Here is a 20,886-nt window from a genome sequence, read left to right on the forward strand (position 1 = left end):
CCAAAGACGGTTAATCGGGCATTTTTATGGTTGTTCACTGGGGCACCTCGGATGATTGGTTTGGTTGGCGCCTCCAATTCTCCGGGAATGCCCCGAGTGAACAACCTACAGAGAGATCACAGCTAGCTCTCTTCTTCCGCTTGTTTACCCCCATCAGAAACAGACAAGGCGACCCGCAGGTCGCCTTGTCATTTACACCCTTGACGTTGTCAGGTCGTCGCCAGCTTGGCCTGCTCTTCGCCGCGCTTGAGCATGGCGTAGCCAACCCCTGTCACCAGGGAACCGGCGGCGATTGCCAGGATATACATGAACACGTGGCTGATGGCGTTCGGAATGAAGAGCACGAACAGACCACCGTGAGGTGCAACCAGCTCGCAGCCGAACAGCATGGAGAGCGCGCCAGTCAGGGCGCCACCCGCCATGCAGGCCGGAATGACGCGCATCGGATCCTTGGCGGCAAACGGAATGGCCCCCTCGGAGATGAAGCACAGACCCAGTACGAAGGAGGCCTTGCCTGCTTCCTGCTCCGTCTTGATGAACTTGGCGCGCGCCAGGAAGGTGGCGATCCCCATCCCCAGTGCCGGTACCATACCGGCGGCCATCACGGCAGCCATGGGGGCATAGGTTTTGGAGGCGAGCAAGCCGACACCGAAGGCGTAGGCCGCTTTGTTGACCGGACCACCCATGTCGAAGCACATCATGGCACCTATGATGACACCCAGCAGCACGGCGTTGGCAGAGCCCATGTTGTTGAGGAACGCTGTCATTGCACTCATGATGCCCGCAACCGGACCACCCACCACGTAGATCATCACCAGACCGGTGAACAGGCTGGCAAACAGCGGGATGATGAGGATGGGCTTGAGCGCTTCCAGGGTCACCGGCAGGCGCACCTTGTCGCTCAGGTACTTGGCACTGTAACCGGCCAGGAAACCGGCGACGATACCGCCGAGGAAACCGGCGCCCAGGGAGCTTGCCAGCATACCGCCAATCATGCCTGGTGCCAGACCCGGACGATCGGCGATGGAGTAGGCAATGTAACCGGCCAGCACAGGGATCATCAGGGCGAAGGCTGAGGCACCACCGATCGTCATCAAGGCGGCGGCCAGGCTGCCTTCCACCTTGAACGCTTCGATACCAAAGATGAAGGAGATGGCAATGATGAGACCACCGGCCACCACCATGGGCAACATGAAGGAGACACCGGTCAGCAGGTGCTTGTAGGGGCCCGCCTTCTCCTCTTTCTTGGGCTGACTGGCGCCGCTGTGGCGATAGACCTTGGCTTCCAGCCACGCCTTGTCGAGCTCGGCGCGGGTCTTCTTCAGCGCAGCACCGGTACTGGTGCGATACACCTGCTTGCCATCGAAACGGGTCATGTCCACTTCGATGTCGGTGGCGAGGAACACCAGATCGGCGGCGGCAATTTCATCGGCGGTCAGGGCATTCTGGGCACCGACCGATCCTTGAGTCTCGACGCGGATCTGGTAACCCAGCTGCTTGGCCATGGTCTCGAGCGCTTCCGCCGACATAAAGGTGTGGGCCACCCCGGTCGGACAGGCGGTGACTGCGACGATACGTTTGGCCGAGGCCGGCTGGGCGGCGGCGACCGGCGCAGCCTGATGATGATAGACACTGGCACCACTGGCGGCGACGTCAAGCACTGCGGCCGGATCCTGCAAGGCCAGATCCATGCTCCCCTGATAGAGACGCTTGCCGTCGTAGGCGGCGAGATCCACGGGGGCACTTGCCACCACCAGGATCAGATCAGCGGCGGCTATCTGCTCTTTTGAGGGGATCTGGCGCGGTTGTACGCTGGAGCCAACATCGAGTGTGAGCTCCCAACCCGCCAGTTTGGCCTGTTGTTCTATCCGTTTAGCAACGAGAAAGCTGGTGGCAATGCCCGCCGGGCAAGCCGTGACCAAGATTGCTTTCATTGGGCATCTCCTGAGTTTTCCATTGAAGGGGAATGGGTATTGAGTTGAGCAGGGGCAAGGTCATCCAGACGTTGCACACGCACCTGCTCGAGTAAGGGTGTCAACACGTTCATATCGTTAAAACCGACTGCCACCTGACTGACGGCCAGCGCCGAAACGGCGGTGGCCAGACGCAAGGTCTGCTCCGGCGCCCAGCCGAGGCTGAGGCCATGGGCCAGCCCCGCTACCAGGGAGTCACCAGCACCGACGGTACTGACGACCTGCATACGGGGTGGTATGGCCTGCCAGGTGGCATCCGGACCAAACCAGACGAGGCCATCTGCACCGTTGGAGATCACCACATGGGGGATCCCGCTGGCCTGCAGCTCGCGGGCACACTCGGCCTGCTCGCTCAGAGTCTTGATGGGGCGACCGGCCCACTGACTCAGCTCTTCCAGATTGGGCTTGATCAGGGTCGGTGCAGCCTTGATGCCCTCTTTCAGAGCCACGCCGCTGCAATCGAAGATCACCTGCTTGCCTTTGGCCTTGAGCAAGGTAATGAGGCGGGCGCAATAATCAGGCGCCACCCCTTTGGGCAGACTGCCCGCCAGCACAAACCAGTTTGCCTGTGGTGCCAACTCGTCAATTGCGGCCTCAAGGACCTTCACTTCACGCTCGTCAATGATGAGCCCCGGCAAGTTGAGGTCGGTGACCCTGCCAGATTGCTCGGAGATCTTGACGTTGATGCGGGTATTGCCCGCCACGCGCACGAAGTGATCACCCAGGGCTCGCTCGGCAAACAGCGAGACGAAGCTCTGCTGATTGTCAGCGCCGAGCCAGCCGGTCAGCCCGACGTCACGGCCCAGATCTTTCAAGACCATGGCAACGTTGATCCCCTTGCCTGCGGCGCGCAAATTGGCTTCGCTCACCAGGTTCACCTCGCCAAGGGCCATGGCCTCGAGACGAGTGGTGAGATCCAGCGCAGGGTTGAGGGTGATGGTGACGATATCCATCAGTGCGCCCCCTCACCCAGGCCTGCGGCAATGGCGGCACCAATGCCCTTGAGGGCCGCTTCGGCATCCGCCCCTTCTGCGCGAAATGCCAGGCGATGACCGCACTTGACCCCAAGGCCGATCACCTTCATCAGGCTCTTGGCAGAGACGGCTTCACCGCTGCCATCGAGGTTGGCAACACGAATGTCGGATTCGAACTCCTTGGCCACCTTGACCAGCATGGCGCCCGGACGGGCGTGCAAGCCATGGGGGTTGATGATGGTGAAGGTATCAGACAGACCGCTCGCCGGCCCTGCTTGCAACATGGCAAGGCCCTCGGCGCCAGCCAGCGTCGCAAGTTGGCCTGCAGCGGCCAGCTTGGCCAGATTGTCCAGCTGTGGCAGATGGCTCGCATCGCTGGCGCACAGCAGCAACAAGGTGCTGACCGGCAGTTCACCCACGGTGAGTGCGCTACTCGGGGTTGCCAACACCCAGCCGGTCTGGGCAGCTTGCGTACGGGCCAGCCAGACGCCCTCCCCCAGATAGGCAGGGTCACTTGCCAGCAGGGAGCTGACCATGGCGGCCTCGCCCCAACCGGCGGATTTGGCGCGAGCGGCAGCCCCCAGCAACAGTTGGTCACGGTCGTCTGCAGGGAAGTCGGCCAGGGTCAGGAACTGCACTTCTTTCGCCCCGCTGGCACCGGTCAGAATATTGATGATGGTATCGGCATCTGTGGCATTTTTCAGCGCAGCTGCCGCCTGCTCGTCACCCAGCACATGGGTAAGCTGGCGCAAAATGCCCAGATGCTCGTCGGATTTGGCGGCGATACCGATGGCCACATAGGCGATCTGCCCCTCGTCCCATTCGATCCCCTTGGGGAACTGGGCCACCATGACACCCGTGCTCTTGACCAGATGGCGGGTATCCGTGGTGCCGTGGGGAATGGCGATGCCGCTGCCAAGGTAGGTGGCGTGCTGGGCTTCCCGCGCCAGCATGCCGTCCACATAGCCTGCTTCCACCAGACCGGCCTCGGTCAGTTTGCTTGCCAGCAGAGCGATGGCATCCGCCTTGGTCGCCACCGACTGCCCCAGCAAAATCTGCTGCTGTGCCAACTTCAACATAGATATTCTCCATCAGGTTCCGGGCTGGCCGTGCGGCACGCCGGATCAATACAATTGAAAATTCGGGTAATTTGCCTGCTGACAATAGACCGGATTGCATCCCGCCGGAGCGATATCGCATTTTTATACCCGGACATCGATTGCCTACTGACAAGCTGAATCGTTTCACTTACACTCAGACTGAATCGTTTCAGCCAATTGATCAAGTACCCGCAAAGAGTGCTTTTCAATGATATGATCCCGCGCACACTTTTCGGTGCCCTCACCTGGCAGTGACCGTGGGCCTTGCAACTCAAACAGAGCCGATATGATGAAACTGGATGAAATCGCCGCCCTCGCCGGTGTCTCGCGCACCACGGCCAGCTATGTGATCAATGGCAAGGCCGATCAATACCGCATCAGTCAGGCAACCCGTGACAAAGTGATGGCGGTGGTGACCGCCCACAACTACCAACCTGACAGCCGCGCCGCCTCCCTGCGCGGCGGCCAGACCAAGACCCTCGGCTTTATCCTGCCCGACCTCGAGAACGCCAGTTATGCCAAACTCGCCAAGCGCCTCGAACAGGGGGCCCGAGCCCAGGGTTATCAGCTGTTGATCGTCTGCTCGGAAGATGAACCCGCCACCGAGAAAGAACTGGCCGAGATGCTGGCCAGTCGCCATGTGGACGCCCTGCTGGTGGCCAGTTGCCTGCCGCCGGACGATCCCTTCTATCTGCGCCAGCAGGCGCGTGGCATCCATGTGCTGGCCATCGACCGGGCCATGGCCGCCGACAAGTTCGTGACCGTCGCCAGTGAAAACCAGAAGGCGAGCTTTGATCTCACCGCCTCCCTGCTCACCCCAGCGCTCAAGCACATCGCCTTGATCACCGCGCTACCGGCACTCACGATCAGTCAGGAACGAAAAGCAGGCTTCGAGCAGGCCGTCTCCCGCCATACCACGGCCCGCCACCTGTGCGAGGGGGCACATTTCTCCCGCGTCGAAGGCTATCGCCTGATCAAGGAACTTCATCATCAACTCGGCCAGCTGCCCGAAGCACTGGTTGCCACCTCCTACATATTGATGGAGGGGGTACTGGATTATTTGCTGGAACAAGAGACCGACATGAGCCAGCTCGCCATGGCCACCTTCGGCGACGATCGCCTGCTCGATTTCCTCCCCTTTGGCATCAACTCCCTGCCCCAGCAACACGATGCACTGGCCAGCCAGGCGCTGGAGCTCGCCCTCAAGGCCATCAATGGCGAGTACCAATGCAGGCTGCACTACGTAAGCCGGACCCTCAAGCGTCGTCGCTAAGCAGCCCCCTCACGCGCTGGCGGCGACCGCCATCTTCGCCAGCGCGTTTTTCCTCCATTGGCTTGCCAGCCCTTTTCACTCCCCGGCACATAGTTCTGTCATCTTTTATTTCCACCTATTGCGCCCTTCCAGTACAAAATCCGACTTTACAGGCTTGTTTACACTATTTTGATCCGTTAACTTGGCAACCAACTTTTACAACCAACGGGTTTTTCGTAACGATGCGTCCACTCCGATATTGCTAGCCTCCGGTTTCAACCCCGGAGGCGTCTTGATGACACCGCCACTTTCACTCTTTTTGAACACGCAGTTTCTCGATCCGGATGGACACAATGAACACCAAAACCCTGGGTTGTACCCTGTTGATTGCCGGCACCACCATAGGCGCCGGCATGCTGGCCCTGCCGCTGGCCTCCTCATCTCTGGGCGGCCCTGCCACTTTGCTGCTGATGATAGGGCTCTGGGCCCTGATGGCCTTCACCGCCATGTTGCAGGTGGAAGCCAGCCTCAACACCGGCAAGTGGTACCTGCACCAGCTGGCGGATCACCTGCTCGGCCCCTGGGGCAAGGGCATCGCCTCTTTTTGTATCCTGATGCTGTTTTACTCCCTGGCCTCCGCCTACATCAGTGGCGGCAGCAGCCTGCTGGCCCAGGCGCTGGCCGATGCGGGCATGACCATTAGCCAGGAGCAGGCTGCCTGGGCCTTTACCTTGCTGTTCGGTGGCATGGTCTGCGTCGGTACCCGCTCGGTGGATTACCTCAATCGACTGATGTTCGCCGTCAAACTGGTGATCATGGTGGCGGTACTGGGGCTGCTGCTGCCCCGCGCAGAAGGGCAGCACCTGCTCTCCCTGCCGCTCGGCCAGGGGTTGCTGCTGGCAGGCTTGCCGGTCATCTTCACCTCGTTCGGCTTTCACGGCTCCATCCCGAGCGTCATGCTCTATCTGGGGGATTGCCCCAAGCAGCTGCGCCGGGTCTTTGTCTGGGGCTCCGCCCTGCCGCTCATCCTCTACGTGCTGTGGCAAGTGGCCATTTTGGGGCTGCTCGGTCAGCAGACCCTGATCCAGAGCGGCGGCGCGCTCGACAGCCTCCTGGCCAGCGTCGGCAATCTGGTGAGCTGGCCTGCATTTAATCAGGCGATGCATCTATTTGCCGATCTGGCGTTGGCGACCTCTTTCCTCGGCGTGACCCTTGGGCTGTTTGATTTCATGGCCAAAGTGACTCGTCGCAAGGACAACTGGCAGGGCCGCAGCCAGACCGGGCTTATCACCTTCGTGCCGCCCCTGTTGTTTGCCCTCTACTTCCCGCAAGGCTTCATCATGGCGCTGGGCTACGCCGCCATTGCACTGGCGGTACTGGCGGTACTGCTACCGGTCACCCTGGTGTGGCAGAGCCGCAAGCAGGCAGAGGCGCACCACTACCGCGCCCCGGGTGGCGTACTGGCTCTGGGCCTTGCCGGTGCCATGGGGGTGCTGATCGTCGGTGTACAGGTGAGTGTCAGCCTGGGATTACTGCCAGCTCTGTAACCCTGGCTCCATGATGGATAACGAAAGCCCTGCCAACCCCGTTGGCGGGGCTTTTTGCCAGCAGGAGTACAGTAAAACCCAATGATGACTCCTTATCGTGGTCGGTATCACTTAGCCCCGTCATGCCGCTCTCTTCAGCACATACATCGATGTACATACTCATCACTAGCCACGTAAATATGTACATATATGTACAAGTCTTCTACACTGAGTGCAGATTCACCCTTCACGCCCTCTTATCCGGCGTGAACAATACAAGGAGGAGATATGGCCGCAACAGCACAAAAAGCAATGAAAGAAGGCGCCATAGACCCCAGCAAGGCGCTGCCTGTGGTATTCCGCATCCTGGACAAGTGGCAGTGCAACACAGATGAACAACTGACACTGCTCGGCATTTCATCTCGTTCAACATTGAACAAATACAAGGAGTCAAACGGCGGGATCCGTCTCAGCGTGGATATGCAGGAGCGAATGAGCTACCTCCTCAACATCCACAAGAGCCTGAGGGTGCTGTTCAGCGCCGATGACAGCATCTATGGCTGGGTACGCAAGCCCAACAGCCACCCCTTCTTTGCCGGTCGCAGCGCGATGGAGATCATGAAGGGTGGTCGGGTGGCCGATCTTTATGAAGTGGCGACCCGATTGCACGCCTGGCGCGGGGGTATGGCCTGATGCAGGAGCCGCCACTGACCCCATTCCAGGGAGAGCGGGCCTACCGGATCATTCCGAGCCGCTACCCCACTATCTGTGTCTATGAAGATGTGGCCAATGCGGACGAACTGGAGGCGGTATGGGCCATGGAGGCACTGACCAACGACAGGTTGCGGGAGGAGGCGGGAGACTTGTCTCGCGTGCCCAGGGCAGATTGGCTGGTGGGCTTGCACGGGGGCAGCTATGTGATGGCCGCCTTTACCCATATCAATCCGGAAGGGGCCCGTTTTACCACGGGCGATTTCGGTGGCTATTACTGTGCCCCCTTGCTCGATACCGCCGTCAAGGAGACTGTCTACCATCAGGAGCGGATCTTCGGCTACACCGGAGAACCAGCCCAGAAAGTGCAGATGCGGGTGCTCTGTGCCGAGTTCAGTGCCAACCTGGTCGATATCACAGGGGACGCATTTCTCTCCACCCCTCTCTATCACGCCACCAGCTATAGCCAGTCTCAAGTCTTTGCCCTGGAGCAGAAAACCCGGGGGGTGGATGGCATCCACTACCGCTCGGTGCGTCACAGCGGCCACAATTGCCATGTACTCTACCGCCCCTGTCTCATTACCCGGATCCATCAGGCCCAGCATCTGGAGTACCACTGGAATGGCAGTGCCATCGCCAATGTGCTGGAGATCAAGCTGTATGGGGAGTGATATCGAGACGAAACGGCAATAAACTGCCCGCCAGAAATGACAAAAGCCCTGCCGGATTGGCAGGGCTTTTTACATCAACCGATGCAGCGTGAGGGTATCCCCTCACCTGCTTACTGGTTGTGGGTAGCGCGACGGGGGCGACGAGCCTGGGCAGGTTTGCCAGCAGCATCAACCGGACGCTGCGCACCTTGCGGTTTGGGCTTGCCACTGTTGCCGGTGCGAGCACCGCCAGCGTTGCCACCATTGGCAGAGCGACCGGCGCCCTGACGCTGGCCTTGACCTTGCGGACGCGGCGCTGCACGGCGCGGCTCGCTCGGGTCACGAGGCTCTTTGCGCAGGGGCGCGCCGATACCACGGGCAATGTTGTCCAGGGTTTCGCGGGAGGCTTCAAAACCGGCCACCTGCTCGCACGGTATGTTCTGCTTGGTCAGACGCTCGATCGCCTTGATAAGCTTGCCTTCGTCGGCTGCGACCAGGGAGATGGCATGACCGGCAGCACCGGCACGACCGGTACGGCCGATGCGGTGAACATAGTCTTCCGCCACGTTGGGCAGCTCGAAGTTGACCACTTGCGGCAACTTGTCGATGTCCAGACCGCGGGCAGCGATGTCGGTCGCCACCAGCACCTTGACGTTACCATCCTTGAAACCGGCCAGGGCACGGGTACGGGCACCCTGGCTCTTGTTGCCGTGGATGGCGGCGGCGCTGACGCCGTTCTTGTCGAGTGTCTCGGCAACACGGTTGGCCATGTGCTTGGTACGGGTGAAGACCAGTACCTGCTGCCAGTCATTGCTGGTGACCAGATGGCTAAGCAGACCTATCTTGTTGGCCTTGTCACACGGGTGCACCAGCTGCTCGATACGCTCGGCCGTGCTGTTGCGCGGCGCCACTTCGATCACGGCCGGATTGTTGAGCAGGCCGGTGGCCAAATCGCGGATCTCTTCGGCGAAGGTCGCGGAGAAGAGCAGGTTCTGACGCTGCTTGGGCATCAGGGCCAGGATCTTGCGGATATCGCGGATAAAACCCATGTCGAGCATGCGATCCGCTTCGTCAAGCACCAGTATTTCGACTTCATCGAACTTGACGGCATTCTGGTTGTAGAGGTCCATCAGGCGGCCCGGGCAGGCCACCAGCACGTCCAGACCACGGCGAGTCGCCATCATCTGCGGATTGATGCTGACGCCGCCAAACACCACATGGCTGCGCATCGGCAAATGTTTGCCGTAATTGCGCACGCTCTCGCCCACCTGGGCAGCCAGCTCACGGGTCGGGGTCAGTACCAGAGCGCGAATACGGTTCGGAGAAACCTTGCGCTTGCTCTCCATCAGACGCTGCAGCATCGGCAGGGTAAAGCCTGCGGTCTTGCCAGTCCCTGTTTGGGCCGCCGCCATCAGGTCGCGGCCAGCCAGAACGGCGGGGATCGCTTGCAGCTGAATGGGAGACGGGGTGTCGTAGCCTTGCTCGGCAACGGCACGCAACAAGGGTTCGGCCAGACCGAGGGAAGAAAAACTCATAATTACCTGCTAGGGATAGTGGCGCCGGGGATCTGTGGTGGGGCTCCTCTGCTGAGCCGATGCCATCTCACAAGAACTGGGCCTATTGAGAAAACAACGATTTCCCCGGGGAGCAGAGCAAAGGGGAAAGAATAGAGGCGCAGTCTAACGGAGTTGCTGTGGATAAACGAGAAAAATGTGATATTCATCCCAGCACAAACCCAAAAAGTGGGTCAGCGTCCTATTCAGCCCGCACACCTCAGAACTCATTCGAATCAAGCTATGCTGGATGCCAGATAAGATGCGACCATCATCTCAGTCCCGGAACAAGGAGGTTCAGGCTCATGGCAGTTCATATCACACGCATCCACAGGGCATGGCGACCCGTTGCCCTGCTGATCATAGCGCTGGGGGCAAGTCTGCCCCTTGGCGCCAAGCCCCCTTTGACGGTCGCCTGGAATCATTGGCCCCCTTTTAGTTACATCAATCCACAAGGCACTCTGGATGGGCTGGACGTCACCCTGACCAGCCAGATCCTCAGTCAAGCGGGGCTGGAGACGCGTTTTCGCAATCTGCCCTGGGCCCGCGCCCTGCATCTCATTGAGCTGCAACAGCTGGACTTGGCCATGGGAGCGCTCGATACGCCGGAGCGACGCCAGTTCGCGCGCTTCTCTGTCCCCTACCGGCGCAGCACCTTCGTGCTCTTGAGCAACAACCCCATACCGGGCCATGCCAATCCCTGGCAGCGTATCCAGAGCCTCCCCGACTTGTGCCAGCAGACAGCACTACGTCTGGGCAAGCTGCGCGGCACCCGCCCCACCCAGCAGATGGAGGACTGCCCTGCCCTCAAGAGCGCCACCGAATACAATGCCGACGACAGGTTGATCGATCTGTTGCTGGCCCGCCGTCTGGACGGGGTCATCATGGAGTGGCAATACGCACGCTATCGCCTGACAAAGCTGGGGGCCGAGAAGGTTATCAGCTGTCAGTTGTTGCTGCACCACCAGCCCGTCAGCCTGATGTTTGCCAAAGAGGCGGTAAGCGAGGCCGAGATAACTCGAGTCAATGAGGCCATCGCCACCCTGCCCCCGCCAAACATTCGCTTTGCCCCGCCTCCCTGTCGCTTTGGCAATCCAGAGGACGAAGCAATGCCTCGACCAGCATCTGCACAACCCCAGCCAGGCTGACAGTCCCGAAGCATTAAACGCAAACCCATAAAGAAGGCGACCCTGAGGTCGCCTTCTTGCTCTGTTTTTGACAGTGCTTCTTGATCGTGCCCCCGGATCAGCCGGGCACTCGAAAAACCGATCAGCGCAGTTGCGGCGTCTGGGTCAGCACACCCTGATTCTGGGCACGATGGCGCAGCAGGTGATCCATCAACACCAGCGCCAGCATGGCTTCGGCGATGGGCACGGCGCGAATGCCAACACAGGGATCGTGGCGACCCTTGGTGATCATCTCTATGGCTTCACCTTCGGTATTGATGGTCTTGCCCGGCACGGTAATGCTGGAAGTCGGTTTGAGTGCCATGCTCACCACGATATCCTGACCGGAAGAAATCCCCCCCAGAATGCCGCCCGCATGGTTGCTGGCAAAGCCGGCCGGGGTCATCTCGTCCCTGTGCTCCGAGCCTTTTTGCTCCACCACGGCGAAGCCGTCACCTATCTCCACCCCTTTCACGGCATTGATGCCCATCATGGCGTGGGCGATGTCGGCGTCGAGCCGGTCGAAGACAGGCTCGCCGAGGCCCACAGGCACCTTGGTCGCAACAACCTGAACCTTGGCACCGACACTGTTGCCCTCTTTTTTCAGATCGCGCATGTACTGATCGAGCGCCTCCAGCTTGCCCGCATCGGGGAAGAAGAAGGGGTTCTGCTCAATCTGCGCCGCATCGAACGCCTCGGCCTTGATGGGGCCGAGCTGAGAGAGAAAGCCGGTGATCTCGATGCCATGCATCTGCTTGAGATATTTCTTGGCGATGGCACCCGCCGCCACCCGCATGGCAGTTTCACGGGCGGAGGAGCGACCACCGCCCCGATAATCCCGCTGACCATATTTCTGGTGGTAGGTGTAATCGGCATGGCCCGGGCGGAACACGTCCTTGATGTCGGAGTAATCCTTGGAGCGCTGATCGGTATTCTCGATGAGCAGCCCGATGGAGGTGCCCGTGGTCTTGCCCTCGAATACCCCGGAGAGGATCTTCACCTCATCCGGCTCGCGCCGCGGCGTAGTGTAGCGGGAAGTACCCGGCTTGCGCCGATCCAGGTCTATCTGCAGATCCGCTTCGCTTATCTCGAGTCCGGGCGGGCAACCATCGACCACGGCGCCCAGCGCCAGGCCATGGCTCTCGCCAAAGGTGGTGACCCGAAAGAGTTGGCCAAAACTGTTCCCTGCCATGAGTGCTCCTGCTTAGCTCTTGTAAATCGCGAAATGATCCTGGTACTGCTCCAGTTCCGCCTTGGTCATCACGAACACGCCGTGACCGCCGTTCTCGAACTCGACCCAGGTAAAGGGCACTTCCGAGAACTGGGCTTCCAGGTGGATCATGCTGTTGCCCACTTCGACCACCAGCACGCCATCATCCTTGAGGAAGTCTGCGGCATTGGCCAGCAGACGCTTGGTGAGCTTGAGGCCATCGGAGCCGGAGGCCAGCGCCAGTTCCGGCTCGTGACGAAACTCTTCCGGCAGATCCGACATGTCTTCGGAGTCCACATAGGGCGGGTTGGAGACGATGAGATCGTACTTGTCACCGGCGGGCAGATCGCGCATCAGATCGGAGCGGATCGGAATGACCTGCTGCTCCAGACCGTGATCGGTGATGTTGCGCTCGGCCACGTTCAGTGCATCGACGCTGATGTCGATGGCGTCCACTTCCGCATCCGGGAATTCGTGAGCCATGATGATGGCGATGCAACCTGAACCGGTACAGAGATCCATGATCCGGGTCGGTTCATGCTTGAGGAAGGGGGCGAAGCGGTTGGCCACCATCTCGGCAATCGGCGAACGGGGAATGAGTACCCGCTCATCCACGTAGAACTCCCAACCGGCATACCAGGCCTTGTTGGTCAGGTAGGCGGCCGGCACGCGTTCTTGCACGCGGCGAATGATGAGTTCGGCGATGCGATGACGCTCGCTGGTGGTCAGACGGGAGTGGCGCATGCCCGGATCCACGTCAGGCGGCAGATGTAGCGCGGGCAGTACCAGCTGCACGGCCTCATCCCAGGCGTTGTCCGTACCATGTCCGTAGAAGATCCCGGCGTCGTTGAAACGACTCATGGCCCAGCGCAACATGTCCTGGATGGTGTGCATCTCGGCAACCACCTCATCGATAAATATCTTGTCCAAATCCACCTCCAAGTCGAGTAATATCCGGCCCGAGCACCCACTGTATAGCGGGCAAGACGCATACCTGACAAATGAGCCTCTGATGAAAAAAACGCCCTCACCGACGATCGAGGAAAGCCTGCTGTTTCGCGATGCTGTCAAAGGTACCCGGAAAATTAAGCAAGATACCATAAGGGCCGACCTGCGCCCGGTCAAGCAGAAACGCGAACTGCGGGAAAGCCGCGAAAAGCTTGGGGTTGGCCACTTTTTCAGCGACGAGTACCAGCCCCATCTCGACGAGGATGGCCCGACCCGTTACGTGCGTGACGATGTGTCAAAATTCGAGCTGAAAAAACTCAAACGCGGCATCTATCCGCCGGAGATTTATCTGGATCTGCACGGCATGAACCAGAATCAGGCAAAACAGGAGCTGGCCGCCCTGCTCACCCTCTGCCAGAAAGAGAACATCCATGTCGCCTCCGTGATGCACGGCATCGGCAAACACATCCTCAAGCAGCGGATCCCGAGCTGGCTGGCCCAGCACCCCAATGTGCGCGCCTTCCATCAAGCCCCCCGTGAATGGGGCGGCGACAGCGCCATCCTGGTGCTGCTGGACATAGAGGAATAGCGCTCACTTCTCGACGAGCTGCCGTTGCCGTCTGGGTGACGTCAGCAAGGCACCCGGCCTCCACCTTCACACCAAAGCTCCATATGCCTCCCGCAACGAGTAAATCGGCAGCACTATACTGAATATCAATGTGTTATTCGTCATGGAGGTTGCATGTTTACAAAGGGTTCTCATGCCGAGATCAAATCATCTCTCGATGCCATCGGTGCGGCGGTGGCGGTGTTTTCCCTGGATGCGGATGATCGCTTCATCCTGGTCTCGGCCAACGATACCTTTGCCCAGGCATTCGAGCTGGATGTGCCGGGCACCATAGGCAAACGACTCAACGAGATGTTTCCCCGCTACATCACCGGCAGCATAGAGCAGCCGATGCATGACTGTGTCAGCCAGCAAACCGGGCTGGAGAGCGAGCTCCCCATCGATACTCTGTCGCGTACCAGCTGGTGGCGTTTCATCCTCTCCCCCATCATCATTCCCGAACAGTCCCGGATCACCCGCATCATAGTCACCGCCATCGACATCACGGCCAAAAAGCAGTTGGAAGATGCACTTAAAATGAGTCGAAAGCGTTTTGAAGCCGTGGTGAACTCGGCCTATGACGGCATCATCAGCGTCAGCAGCGAATCCCGTATCGAGCTCATCAATACCGCCGCCTGCGAGATGTTCGGGGTCGATGAGAGCTATGTGGGCAAACGGCTGGAAACCCTGTTGCCCCTGCGCTTTCGCTCCAACCACGAGAGCTATTTCAGAGCCTTCAGCAACTCCCCCATCAACTCGCGCCCCATGCACGCCCGCGCCTCCGTCATGGGTCTACGCCGTGATGGCAGCGAATTTCCGCTGGAAGTGACCATCGCCAAGATCAATCTGGGCCAAACCACTGAGATGACCGCCATACTGCGGGACATTTCGGAGCGGGCCCGTCTGGTGGAAGAGCTGAAAGTGGCGGCCACCACGGATCCCCTGACCGGGATCGCCAACCGGCGCCGCTTCGATGAGCTGGTCAAGCAGGAAGTGCAGCGCTGCCAGCGTTTCGGCCATACCATGAGTCTGCTGCTGCTCGACATCGATCACTTCAAGCAAGTCAACGACACACACGGCCATCAGCAAGGGGATCAGGCGATCCTCAGTCTGGTGAGGCGTATTGCCAAGCAACTGCGGGAGGTGGACATACTGGGCCGCTGGGGTGGCGAGGAGTTCATCATCTTGCTGCCGGAAACCTCGCTGGATCTGGCCTGGGCCAGTGCAGAGCGGATCCGGCTAGCCATAGCGTCAGAGAGCCACCCATTGGGCGCCGACATCGAGATCCCGCTTACCGTCAGTATCGGCATCAGCGCCAGTCAAGGCCCACAAGATAACGTCGACAACATGGTGCGCCGGGCCGATACAGCGCTCTATCTGGCCAAAAAACAGGGGCGAAACTGCTGCATCAAAGAGGCAACTGAGCAGCCGTAAGCCGGAATGTGACCACACCAAAGACTCCCCGCGTCAGACCTGAATGATGCTAAATTCAGGTCTGACGCAGCAGCACAGCTAACCGGACCTTGTCCCGCCCACCACTGGAAAGGATCCGCCCACCTGCACCTGCCAGCACCTCACACGCTTTTTGCAACAAGGGTTGATGCGCAGCTCTTGGCAGATGAAACAGTGAATCCCAGATAACCACCCCATCGAAAGGCCCTGCGGGTTGATCATTTTCAATACCTGCCTCGATCCAGACCTGCTCAGGGAAGTCCTGCCGAGCCTGCACCAATGAGGTGGCTGAGTGATCCGCACCCGGCACGTCATAACACATGAGCTGATCAAGAAGGCGACATCATGGCTTGGGCGCAAACTGCTCGAACACCTGCTGGCCGGTCAGGGTGGGCGTCTCGTTCTTCAACTCGTAAAAGTCAGGCTTCTCATCGATGAAGATCTGGCTCGTTAGCTGGAACCTTTCCATCTGGAAAAGACCGGCTGGCACTATGTACTCATCCGTCGGCAGCAGATGATAGAAGAGGTGAGTGCCGCAGGTGGGGCAAAATCCACGCTCCGCCCACTCCGATGATCGATAGGCGACAGGGGCGATCCCGGTGAAGCGCACGTCCGCACCGCAATGCACCGCAAACAGCGGCCCACCCGACCAGCGCCGGCAGGTGGTGCAGTGGCAGAGATTGACCTCCTGGTGATCTCCGGTCGACACAACGATGCCGCCGCACAAACAATGTCCTTGCATAACGCCTCCCTAACAAGATGGATCCAAGCCGTTCTTCGGCCAGATTTCGCATCAGATGAGTACCATGCCTGTCGCACCCTCGCCATTAACTGCCTCACAAAACGTGGCACGGATCCGGCCTATTCACCGCATCTGGGGTGGCGGCGCCTCTATCTGTCTACCAAAGAGGGACACGCTCGCCACGTCCTGCTCTTCACCCATACTCCCGCAAACATTTCTTGAAGCACACTTATCCAGTGTCCTGAATGCAATCCGCCATTCAGCCATTGCATAAGCGCCTGGCAGTTTCCTGCAGGGCGATCCGGTTGCCCTCGGGATCCTGGAATTCCGCCACCCTGATGGTGTCGCCAACCCGGGTAACGGGATACAAACGTTGGGCACCGGCCAGCAAGGCGCTCGCCATCACCTGCTCGATGTCGGCCACCGCCAGATAAATCCGCGTACCATCCAGGCTCGGAACATACGTCTCTCCCCTGACCAGCGCACCGGAACACCCCTCACCCCCTCCAGAGAGCGGGAATAACGCCATTTCGTTGCCATCTATCTCGGCTCGCTCGAACGTGATGCCAAATACGCGACAGTAGAACCCGATAGCTCGTGTCATATCTGTCACCGGAATTTCAAAATGCATGGCGATATTCATCGTGTACCCCTCCTTGTTTATCCCGTTTCTGCCAGCGCATCATCAATCTAGTGTCTAGAGCCCATCACCAAACAGGAAAATGGCGTCCCGCCAGACATATAGTCACGACACGAAACAACCATAATATGCTGAATATTAACAGAGGGTAAATGAACAGCCACCGTCAGATGACGGGTTATATCTTGATAAACAGGATATGCAAGCATGGTAATGCATCTTCCTCCCGGATGAATAAATTGCCTCTATATCATGAAAGGAGGAAGGCAATATGCCTCCCCCTTGCCGTCCAACCAGATATATAAAGGATCCCTTGTATTGATCTCGTTAGCTCCAGTGACGGAGCCTAGCCATCATTATTTGGCCGGCACCAGCGTCCAGGGGTCGCCCTTGCCGGGTTCATTACCCTGAGTCCACCATTTGGCCTGATAAACAGCACCCTTATGACTGACCTTGGCCCCCGCCGTATAAACCTTGGTGATATCCCAAGCAGCATGCCCGTCAACGGGCGGGTCAACCGGATCGACCGGTGCGGGATCGAGCTTGGCGACAATGCGCACTTTCGGCCAGTTGGCATGGGAGCCGTAAAAGTTGGTCACACACTTCTCGTAGTCTCCCGGCACCAGGGCAGAATAGGCGGTCTGAAAACCCACCAGCTCACATTCGAAGGAGTAACCGCCGGGTCTGTCCGGGTAGTACTTCCAGTTGCCATCCCAGTTGGTATAAAGCACATCAGTGGCACCGTTCAGATTCAGGCTGCCGTAGGGGGTCTGCTGCCAGCAGGTGTTCTTCTCGTCGGCCTTGACGGGGATCTGGTAATGCTCGGCCAACCCCTCCCAATAACGGATCCGGTTGACCGGCTGGCCCTTGTCCTTGTTCTGTTCACCGCACTCTATGCCGCCATTGATGACGTTGATGGTGGTGCCAAAGCCATAGCCGATGCCGGCCGCTATCTCGCGCTGGGAGGGCACCCAGGTGCGATCAATCACATGCAGCATGGCGGGCTTGGGCGCCTGGGGGGTGAGGAAAAACCAGATGGCGGATGCCAGGTTCAACCAGGAGTCGGCCACCAGCCCCGGGTTGTTGAGCAGCACAAAGGCATCGCCGTCAAACATCGCCTCGGAGAAGGCGCCGTAATTGAAGTGATAAGAGAGCTGCTTTGCGCCGCGACCGAAATAGCCCTGACCCGTACTGCAGGGCCACTTCTTGTTCTGCCAGTCATTTTGCCCACACCCAGTGGTGTAACCCGCCTGCCCCTCTGACCAGCCCATTTCACGCACATGCACCAATGCCTGTTGCCACTCCTCCAGCGCCAGCGGATTATCAGAAATATTGTCTTTGCTGATATGACCACCCGTCTCCTGGGAAAAATGGGCAAAGGCGGTCACTATGGATTTTTTGCAGATGGCATCCGAATCCCGACCATCGGTATATTCACCACAAAAAGCCGGGAATTTGCCTATGGCCCGCAAGAATCGTTCATAGGTATATTCCGGCGCTGCCATCTGGGTTAAATATTCCCAGTCAGACTCCGTGAACACCCGCTCCACCCGCTTGACGTTATCCGGATTGCTGGCCGCTCTTGGCATGATGGCATCGACAATATTATTTGGCCGAGTTGCCAATGCTTTTGACCAGACGCCATACATGGGATTGGCAGTTTTGCTTTTTTCAACGACGGCCAATTCTGGCGCAGCAATCACATATCCACCGGCATTTTGTGGATCGGGCTGAATATTCATGGCGGCATAACTTGGCAATGCACAGGCAGCAGCAACTAACCAGGCAGAGTGCTTGGGTTTGAACATGGGGTACAGTCCTTGTCTCGGAGAAGTTCATCCCGAGAATAGGCCTTTTTATAACTAAATTCTCATCAAAAATTAAGAAATAAAACGATTCTGTGAGCCATTTCACTTAGTGGCAGTGGGCCATGAAAAGCATATAAAAAGAGAGACTGAATGTCGGCCTGATACGTGGGCATACCACTGGTATGTCGAAACAGAATAGAGAAAGACAAGAGCAGCATGATAATCGCCCGACCTAAGCCTCTTATCCTGGCCATTGGTCATGACAATGACTTGTCTGATGATCCCCGGATTGCCCCGCTGGCAGCAGGGTAATCCGGGGCAGACCACTCACAGGTTCATGCGAGCGAGGATCGCACGGCACGGATCAAAACATTGCGCGGCGTCATGGGCTTGTCGCAAAACTCGCCCACTTCCACCCGGTAGCCATGCTCTTGCAGGAAGAGCGCCCGATCGAGCACCAACCAGATCTCGAGCGGACGACGAAACAGATGGCGCACCAGCTCCATGCGGGCGACATCGCCATAACGCGCCTCCCCCTGCGCCAGAAAAGCAGCAAGATCCATCCCCGCAGGCAGGGCTATCCCCTTGCGCTCGGCCGCCCATTCACAAAACGCCTCGAAGCTGCCGGTGAGCAGGCTTTTTTGCATATTGGGCACCGGCAGGTATTCGTTCACCCCGCGCACCTGACGCTGCAGGCAGTCAAAGCCGAGCCGCCACACCACCTCCAGCTCGCGCAGGCGGGAGATGCGCGCGCCGGCCGTGACTGTTTCCTGCAGCGGCAGCCGCAGATCCGCCTTGGCAAGCGCAAGCGCGCTGGCCTTGGCAGCAGCAGACAAGGGGCGATAGTGGGTGCCGCGGATCAAGTGATAGCAACAAGGGGAGATGGTCACCCCCTGGGCACCACGTTCTGCCACCAGCGTCAACAAATGGGTGTGCAGCTCGCCACAGGCGTGCAGCGCCATGGCGTGGTGATCCGTGACGAGCAACTGGCCGGCATCGGCCGCAAAGGCATCCGCCTGCACGAAATGCATGCGAGCTCCGTCGCGGGACGCCAGTCGACGGCCCTCTTCACAAAGCGGGCCTTGCAGCTCCAGGCTCAGGATCTCTGCCCGGCGATGCAGGGAGACCAGCCGCCCCAGATGGCCCTTGCCTGCGCACCACTCCAGATAGGGGCCTTGATGGGGTGGCAGGCAGCCAGTAAAGGCTTCTATCTGCGCCTGCTTGCGCCCCGGCATGTGCAGCGCCATCTCCTTGGCGCACTGGATGGGCTCCGGGGTAAATAGCGCAAGTTCACTCAAGGCGTGTAGCGTCTCCCCCGCCGGGATCCAGGGGGCGAGCAGGTCGCACAGGGCCCCCATGTCACCATCGAGCCGATTGATCTGCTCGAGGGGCATGGCGTTGAGCTGTGCGGCCAGCGCGGGAGCCTCGTCGGCAAAAGCCAGGTTCAGGTGATGATAGGGTTGGTATTGCCACCAGCGCCGAGTCTCGGTCAGCAATCTATCCAGTTGTTGAAAACGTTGAGCCAGCACGCTTGCCCCTGCCTTGCAGTCAAAAAAGAGGCTCATTTTAGCGATCCCTTCCCAAAAAGCACTCGCCAATGCGGATCGGCCGCCATGAGACCGGGCTTGGGCCTGACCGGCGGTCATTAACCCAGGCCTTGCCCCGGCAGGCGACTATAAGCACAGGCGTCAACCAGGCAAACAACCCGGAGCCTGGGCGTTGGCCTGACAAAGAGAGGGGTTTTATGCTATATTCCGCCCCCTCTTTACCCTGGTTCGCTCAAGGCGGGCCATTTTACCAACATGAATGGAACCAAAACATGACCATCAATGCCATCCTGCAAGCGCGCGCAGGCGCCAAGTGTGAACTGTGCGGCGCCGAACAGGCACTGACTGCCTTCGCTGTGCCCCACTCACCGGCCAGCGATGATGATCACAGCCTTGCCCTGTGTGACACCTGCCGTGGCCAGCTGGAACAGCCGGACACCACAGTGGTCAATCACTGGCGTTGCCTGGGCGACAGCATGTGGAGCCAGGTTCCTGCCGTGCAGGTCATGGCGTGGCGTCAGCTGAAAGCCCTGTCCGGACAGGGCGAAGTGTGGGCGCAGGACATGCTGGACATGATGTATATGGAAGACGAGACCAAGGCCTGGGCCGAAGCCGGCCAGGCTGGCGACGATGACGACAGCGTACCGACCCTGGATTCCAACGGCGCCGTGCTGGTCGAAGGGGACTCGGTCACCTTGATCAAGGATCTGGACGTCAAGGGCGGCGGATTCACCGCCAAGCGCGGCACCCTGGTCAAGGGCATCCGCCTGACCAACAACCCGCTGCACATCGAAGGCAAGGTCAACGGCGTACAGATAGTGCTGGTCGCCGCCTACCTGAAAAAGGCCTGACTCCTCGGCTTGAGGATCTAGCCGATCGCAGCCACATCCCGTGCAAGCCCCCCTAGCGGGATAGCAATACAAAAAGACCCCCCTCATGTCATTGAGGGGGGTCTTTTGTTATCCGAGGCAACCGGCCACCACTTTCATCCTGCTCGGGCCATTAGGCAGAGCATGGATCAGGTTTC

At 59.2% G+C, this 20,886-nt stretch carries 18 protein-coding genes; 8 read left to right on the top strand and 10 right to left on the bottom strand.

What is annotated here, in order from left to right; all coding sequences use genetic code 11:
• Window positions 1-209 precede the first annotated feature (209 nt).
• Genes fruA through fruB form a run of 3 tightly spaced genes read right to left on the bottom strand, consistent with a single transcriptional unit; the run spans window position 210 to window position 4,026 of the window.
• Entirely contained in the window at window positions 210-1,934 is a 1,725-nt protein-coding gene (gene fruA, locus GWQ29_RS17930; protein WP_275919985.1) for a PTS fructose transporter subunit IIBC, read from the bottom strand.
• On the bottom strand, window positions 1,931-2,926 hold the full coding sequence (gene pfkB / locus GWQ29_RS17935) for a 1-phosphofructokinase (protein WP_275919986.1): 996 nt from the start codon (window positions 2,924-2,926) through the stop codon (window positions 1,931-1,933). The genes fruA and pfkB overlap by 4 nt, the downstream gene beginning before the upstream one ends.
• The gene (gene fruB, locus GWQ29_RS17940) at window positions 2,926-4,026 is read right to left on the bottom strand and encodes a fused PTS fructose transporter subunit IIA/HPr protein (RefSeq protein WP_275919987.1); all 1,101 of its coding nucleotides are present in this window, start codon (window positions 4,024-4,026) and stop codon (window positions 2,926-2,928) included. Before fruB ends, pfkB begins: the two co-directional genes overlap by 1 nt.
• Before the next feature lie 307 nt (window positions 4,027-4,333).
• On the opposite strand from fruB, the gene cra reads away from it, so the two are divergent.
• From cra to GWQ29_RS17960, 4 genes are all read left to right on the top strand, one after another.
• Window positions 4,334-5,320, top strand: a complete 987-nt coding sequence (gene cra, locus GWQ29_RS17945) for a catabolite repressor/activator (protein ID WP_275919988.1) — start codon at window positions 4,334-4,336, stop codon at window positions 5,318-5,320.
• 332 nt (window positions 5,321-5,652) lie between these two features.
• Window positions 5,653-6,846, top strand: coding sequence for an aromatic amino acid transport family protein (locus GWQ29_RS17950; RefSeq protein ID WP_021140545.1), 1,194 nt, complete (start codon window positions 5,653-5,655; stop codon window positions 6,844-6,846).
• 267 nt (window positions 6,847-7,113) lie between these two features.
• On the top strand, window positions 7,114-7,518 hold the full coding sequence (locus GWQ29_RS17955; protein WP_005315478.1) for an MbcA/ParS/Xre antitoxin family protein: 405 nt from the start codon (window positions 7,114-7,116) through the stop codon (window positions 7,516-7,518).
• Window positions 7,518-8,207, top strand: a complete 690-nt coding sequence (locus GWQ29_RS17960; protein WP_005315475.1) for an RES family NAD+ phosphorylase — start codon at window positions 7,518-7,520, stop codon at window positions 8,205-8,207. The genes GWQ29_RS17955 and GWQ29_RS17960 overlap by 1 nt, the downstream gene beginning before the upstream one ends.
• Window positions 8,208-8,317: 110 nt before the next feature.
• Here the strand turns inward: GWQ29_RS17960 and GWQ29_RS17965 are convergent, their stop codons facing one another.
• Complete coding sequence (locus tag GWQ29_RS17965; RefSeq protein ID WP_275919989.1) at window positions 8,318-9,721, bottom strand: DEAD/DEAH box helicase; 1,404 nt, start codon at window positions 9,719-9,721, stop codon at window positions 8,318-8,320.
• Window positions 9,722-10,044: 323 nt separating this feature from the next.
• Between GWQ29_RS17965 and GWQ29_RS17970 the strand changes: the two genes are divergently transcribed.
• Window positions 10,045-10,887, top strand: coding sequence for a transporter substrate-binding domain-containing protein (locus GWQ29_RS17970; protein ID WP_275919990.1), 843 nt, complete (start codon window positions 10,045-10,047; stop codon window positions 10,885-10,887).
• Between the two features lie 121 nt (window positions 10,888-11,008).
• Here GWQ29_RS17970 and aroC read toward each other — a convergent pair whose 3' ends face one another.
• Both aroC and prmB read right to left on the bottom strand, forming a co-directional pair.
• The gene (gene aroC / locus GWQ29_RS17975; protein ID WP_275919991.1) at window positions 11,009-12,097 is read right to left on the bottom strand and encodes a chorismate synthase; all 1,089 of its coding nucleotides are present in this window, start codon (window positions 12,095-12,097) and stop codon (window positions 11,009-11,011) included.
• Between the two features lie 12 nt (window positions 12,098-12,109).
• Window positions 12,110-13,045 carry a 50S ribosomal protein L3 N(5)-glutamine methyltransferase gene (gene prmB / locus GWQ29_RS17980; RefSeq protein WP_275919992.1) on the bottom strand — a complete coding sequence of 312 codons (936 nt, stop codon included), beginning with the start codon at window positions 13,043-13,045 and terminating at the stop codon, window positions 12,110-12,112.
• A gap of 82 nt (window positions 13,046-13,127) precedes the next feature.
• Between prmB and smrB the strand changes: the two genes are divergently transcribed.
• Together smrB and GWQ29_RS17990 are read left to right on the top strand one after the other, a co-directional pair.
• Window positions 13,128-13,652 carry an endonuclease SmrB gene (gene smrB, locus GWQ29_RS17985; protein WP_005315464.1) on the top strand — a complete coding sequence of 175 codons (525 nt, stop codon included), beginning with the start codon at window positions 13,128-13,130 and terminating at the stop codon, window positions 13,650-13,652.
• Window positions 13,653-13,805: 153 nt separating this feature from the next.
• Entirely contained in the window at window positions 13,806-15,104 is a 1,299-nt protein-coding gene (locus GWQ29_RS17990) for a diguanylate cyclase (RefSeq protein ID WP_058393944.1), read from the top strand.
• A 361-nt stretch (window positions 15,105-15,465) separates the two neighbouring features.
• On the opposite strand, the gene GWQ29_RS17995 is transcribed toward GWQ29_RS17990, so the two are convergent.
• From GWQ29_RS17995 to GWQ29_RS18010, 4 genes are all read right to left on the bottom strand, one after another.
• A complete protein-coding gene (locus GWQ29_RS17995) occupies window positions 15,466-15,864 on the bottom strand; it encodes a GFA family protein (protein ID WP_011898674.1) in 399 nt (132 codons plus the stop codon).
• A 259-nt stretch (window positions 15,865-16,123) separates the two neighbouring features.
• A complete protein-coding gene (locus tag GWQ29_RS18000) occupies window positions 16,124-16,507 on the bottom strand; it encodes a VOC family protein (protein ID WP_275919993.1) in 384 nt (127 codons plus the stop codon).
• A gap of 353 nt (window positions 16,508-16,860) precedes the next feature.
• A complete protein-coding gene (locus GWQ29_RS18005) occupies window positions 16,861-18,312 on the bottom strand; it encodes a chitinase (protein ID WP_275919994.1) in 1,452 nt (483 codons plus the stop codon).
• A 335-nt stretch (window positions 18,313-18,647) separates the two neighbouring features.
• Window positions 18,648-19,877 (bottom strand): methyltransferase, encoded by a 1,230-nt coding sequence (locus GWQ29_RS18010; RefSeq protein WP_275919995.1) that lies wholly within the window; start codon window positions 19,875-19,877, stop codon window positions 18,648-18,650.
• Between the two features lie 254 nt (window positions 19,878-20,131).
• Between GWQ29_RS18010 and GWQ29_RS18015 the strand changes: the two genes are divergently transcribed.
• Window positions 20,132-20,710: an alkylphosphonate utilization protein gene (locus GWQ29_RS18015; protein ID WP_017412092.1), complete on the top strand. Its 579-nt coding sequence runs from the start codon at window positions 20,132-20,134 to the stop codon at window positions 20,708-20,710.
• Window positions 20,711-20,886: the final 176 nt, after the last annotated feature.

Source organism: Aeromonas sp. 2HA2 (genome assembly GCF_029237345.1).
Lineage (GTDB): Bacteria > Pseudomonadota > Gammaproteobacteria > Enterobacterales > Aeromonadaceae > Aeromonas > Aeromonas salmonicida.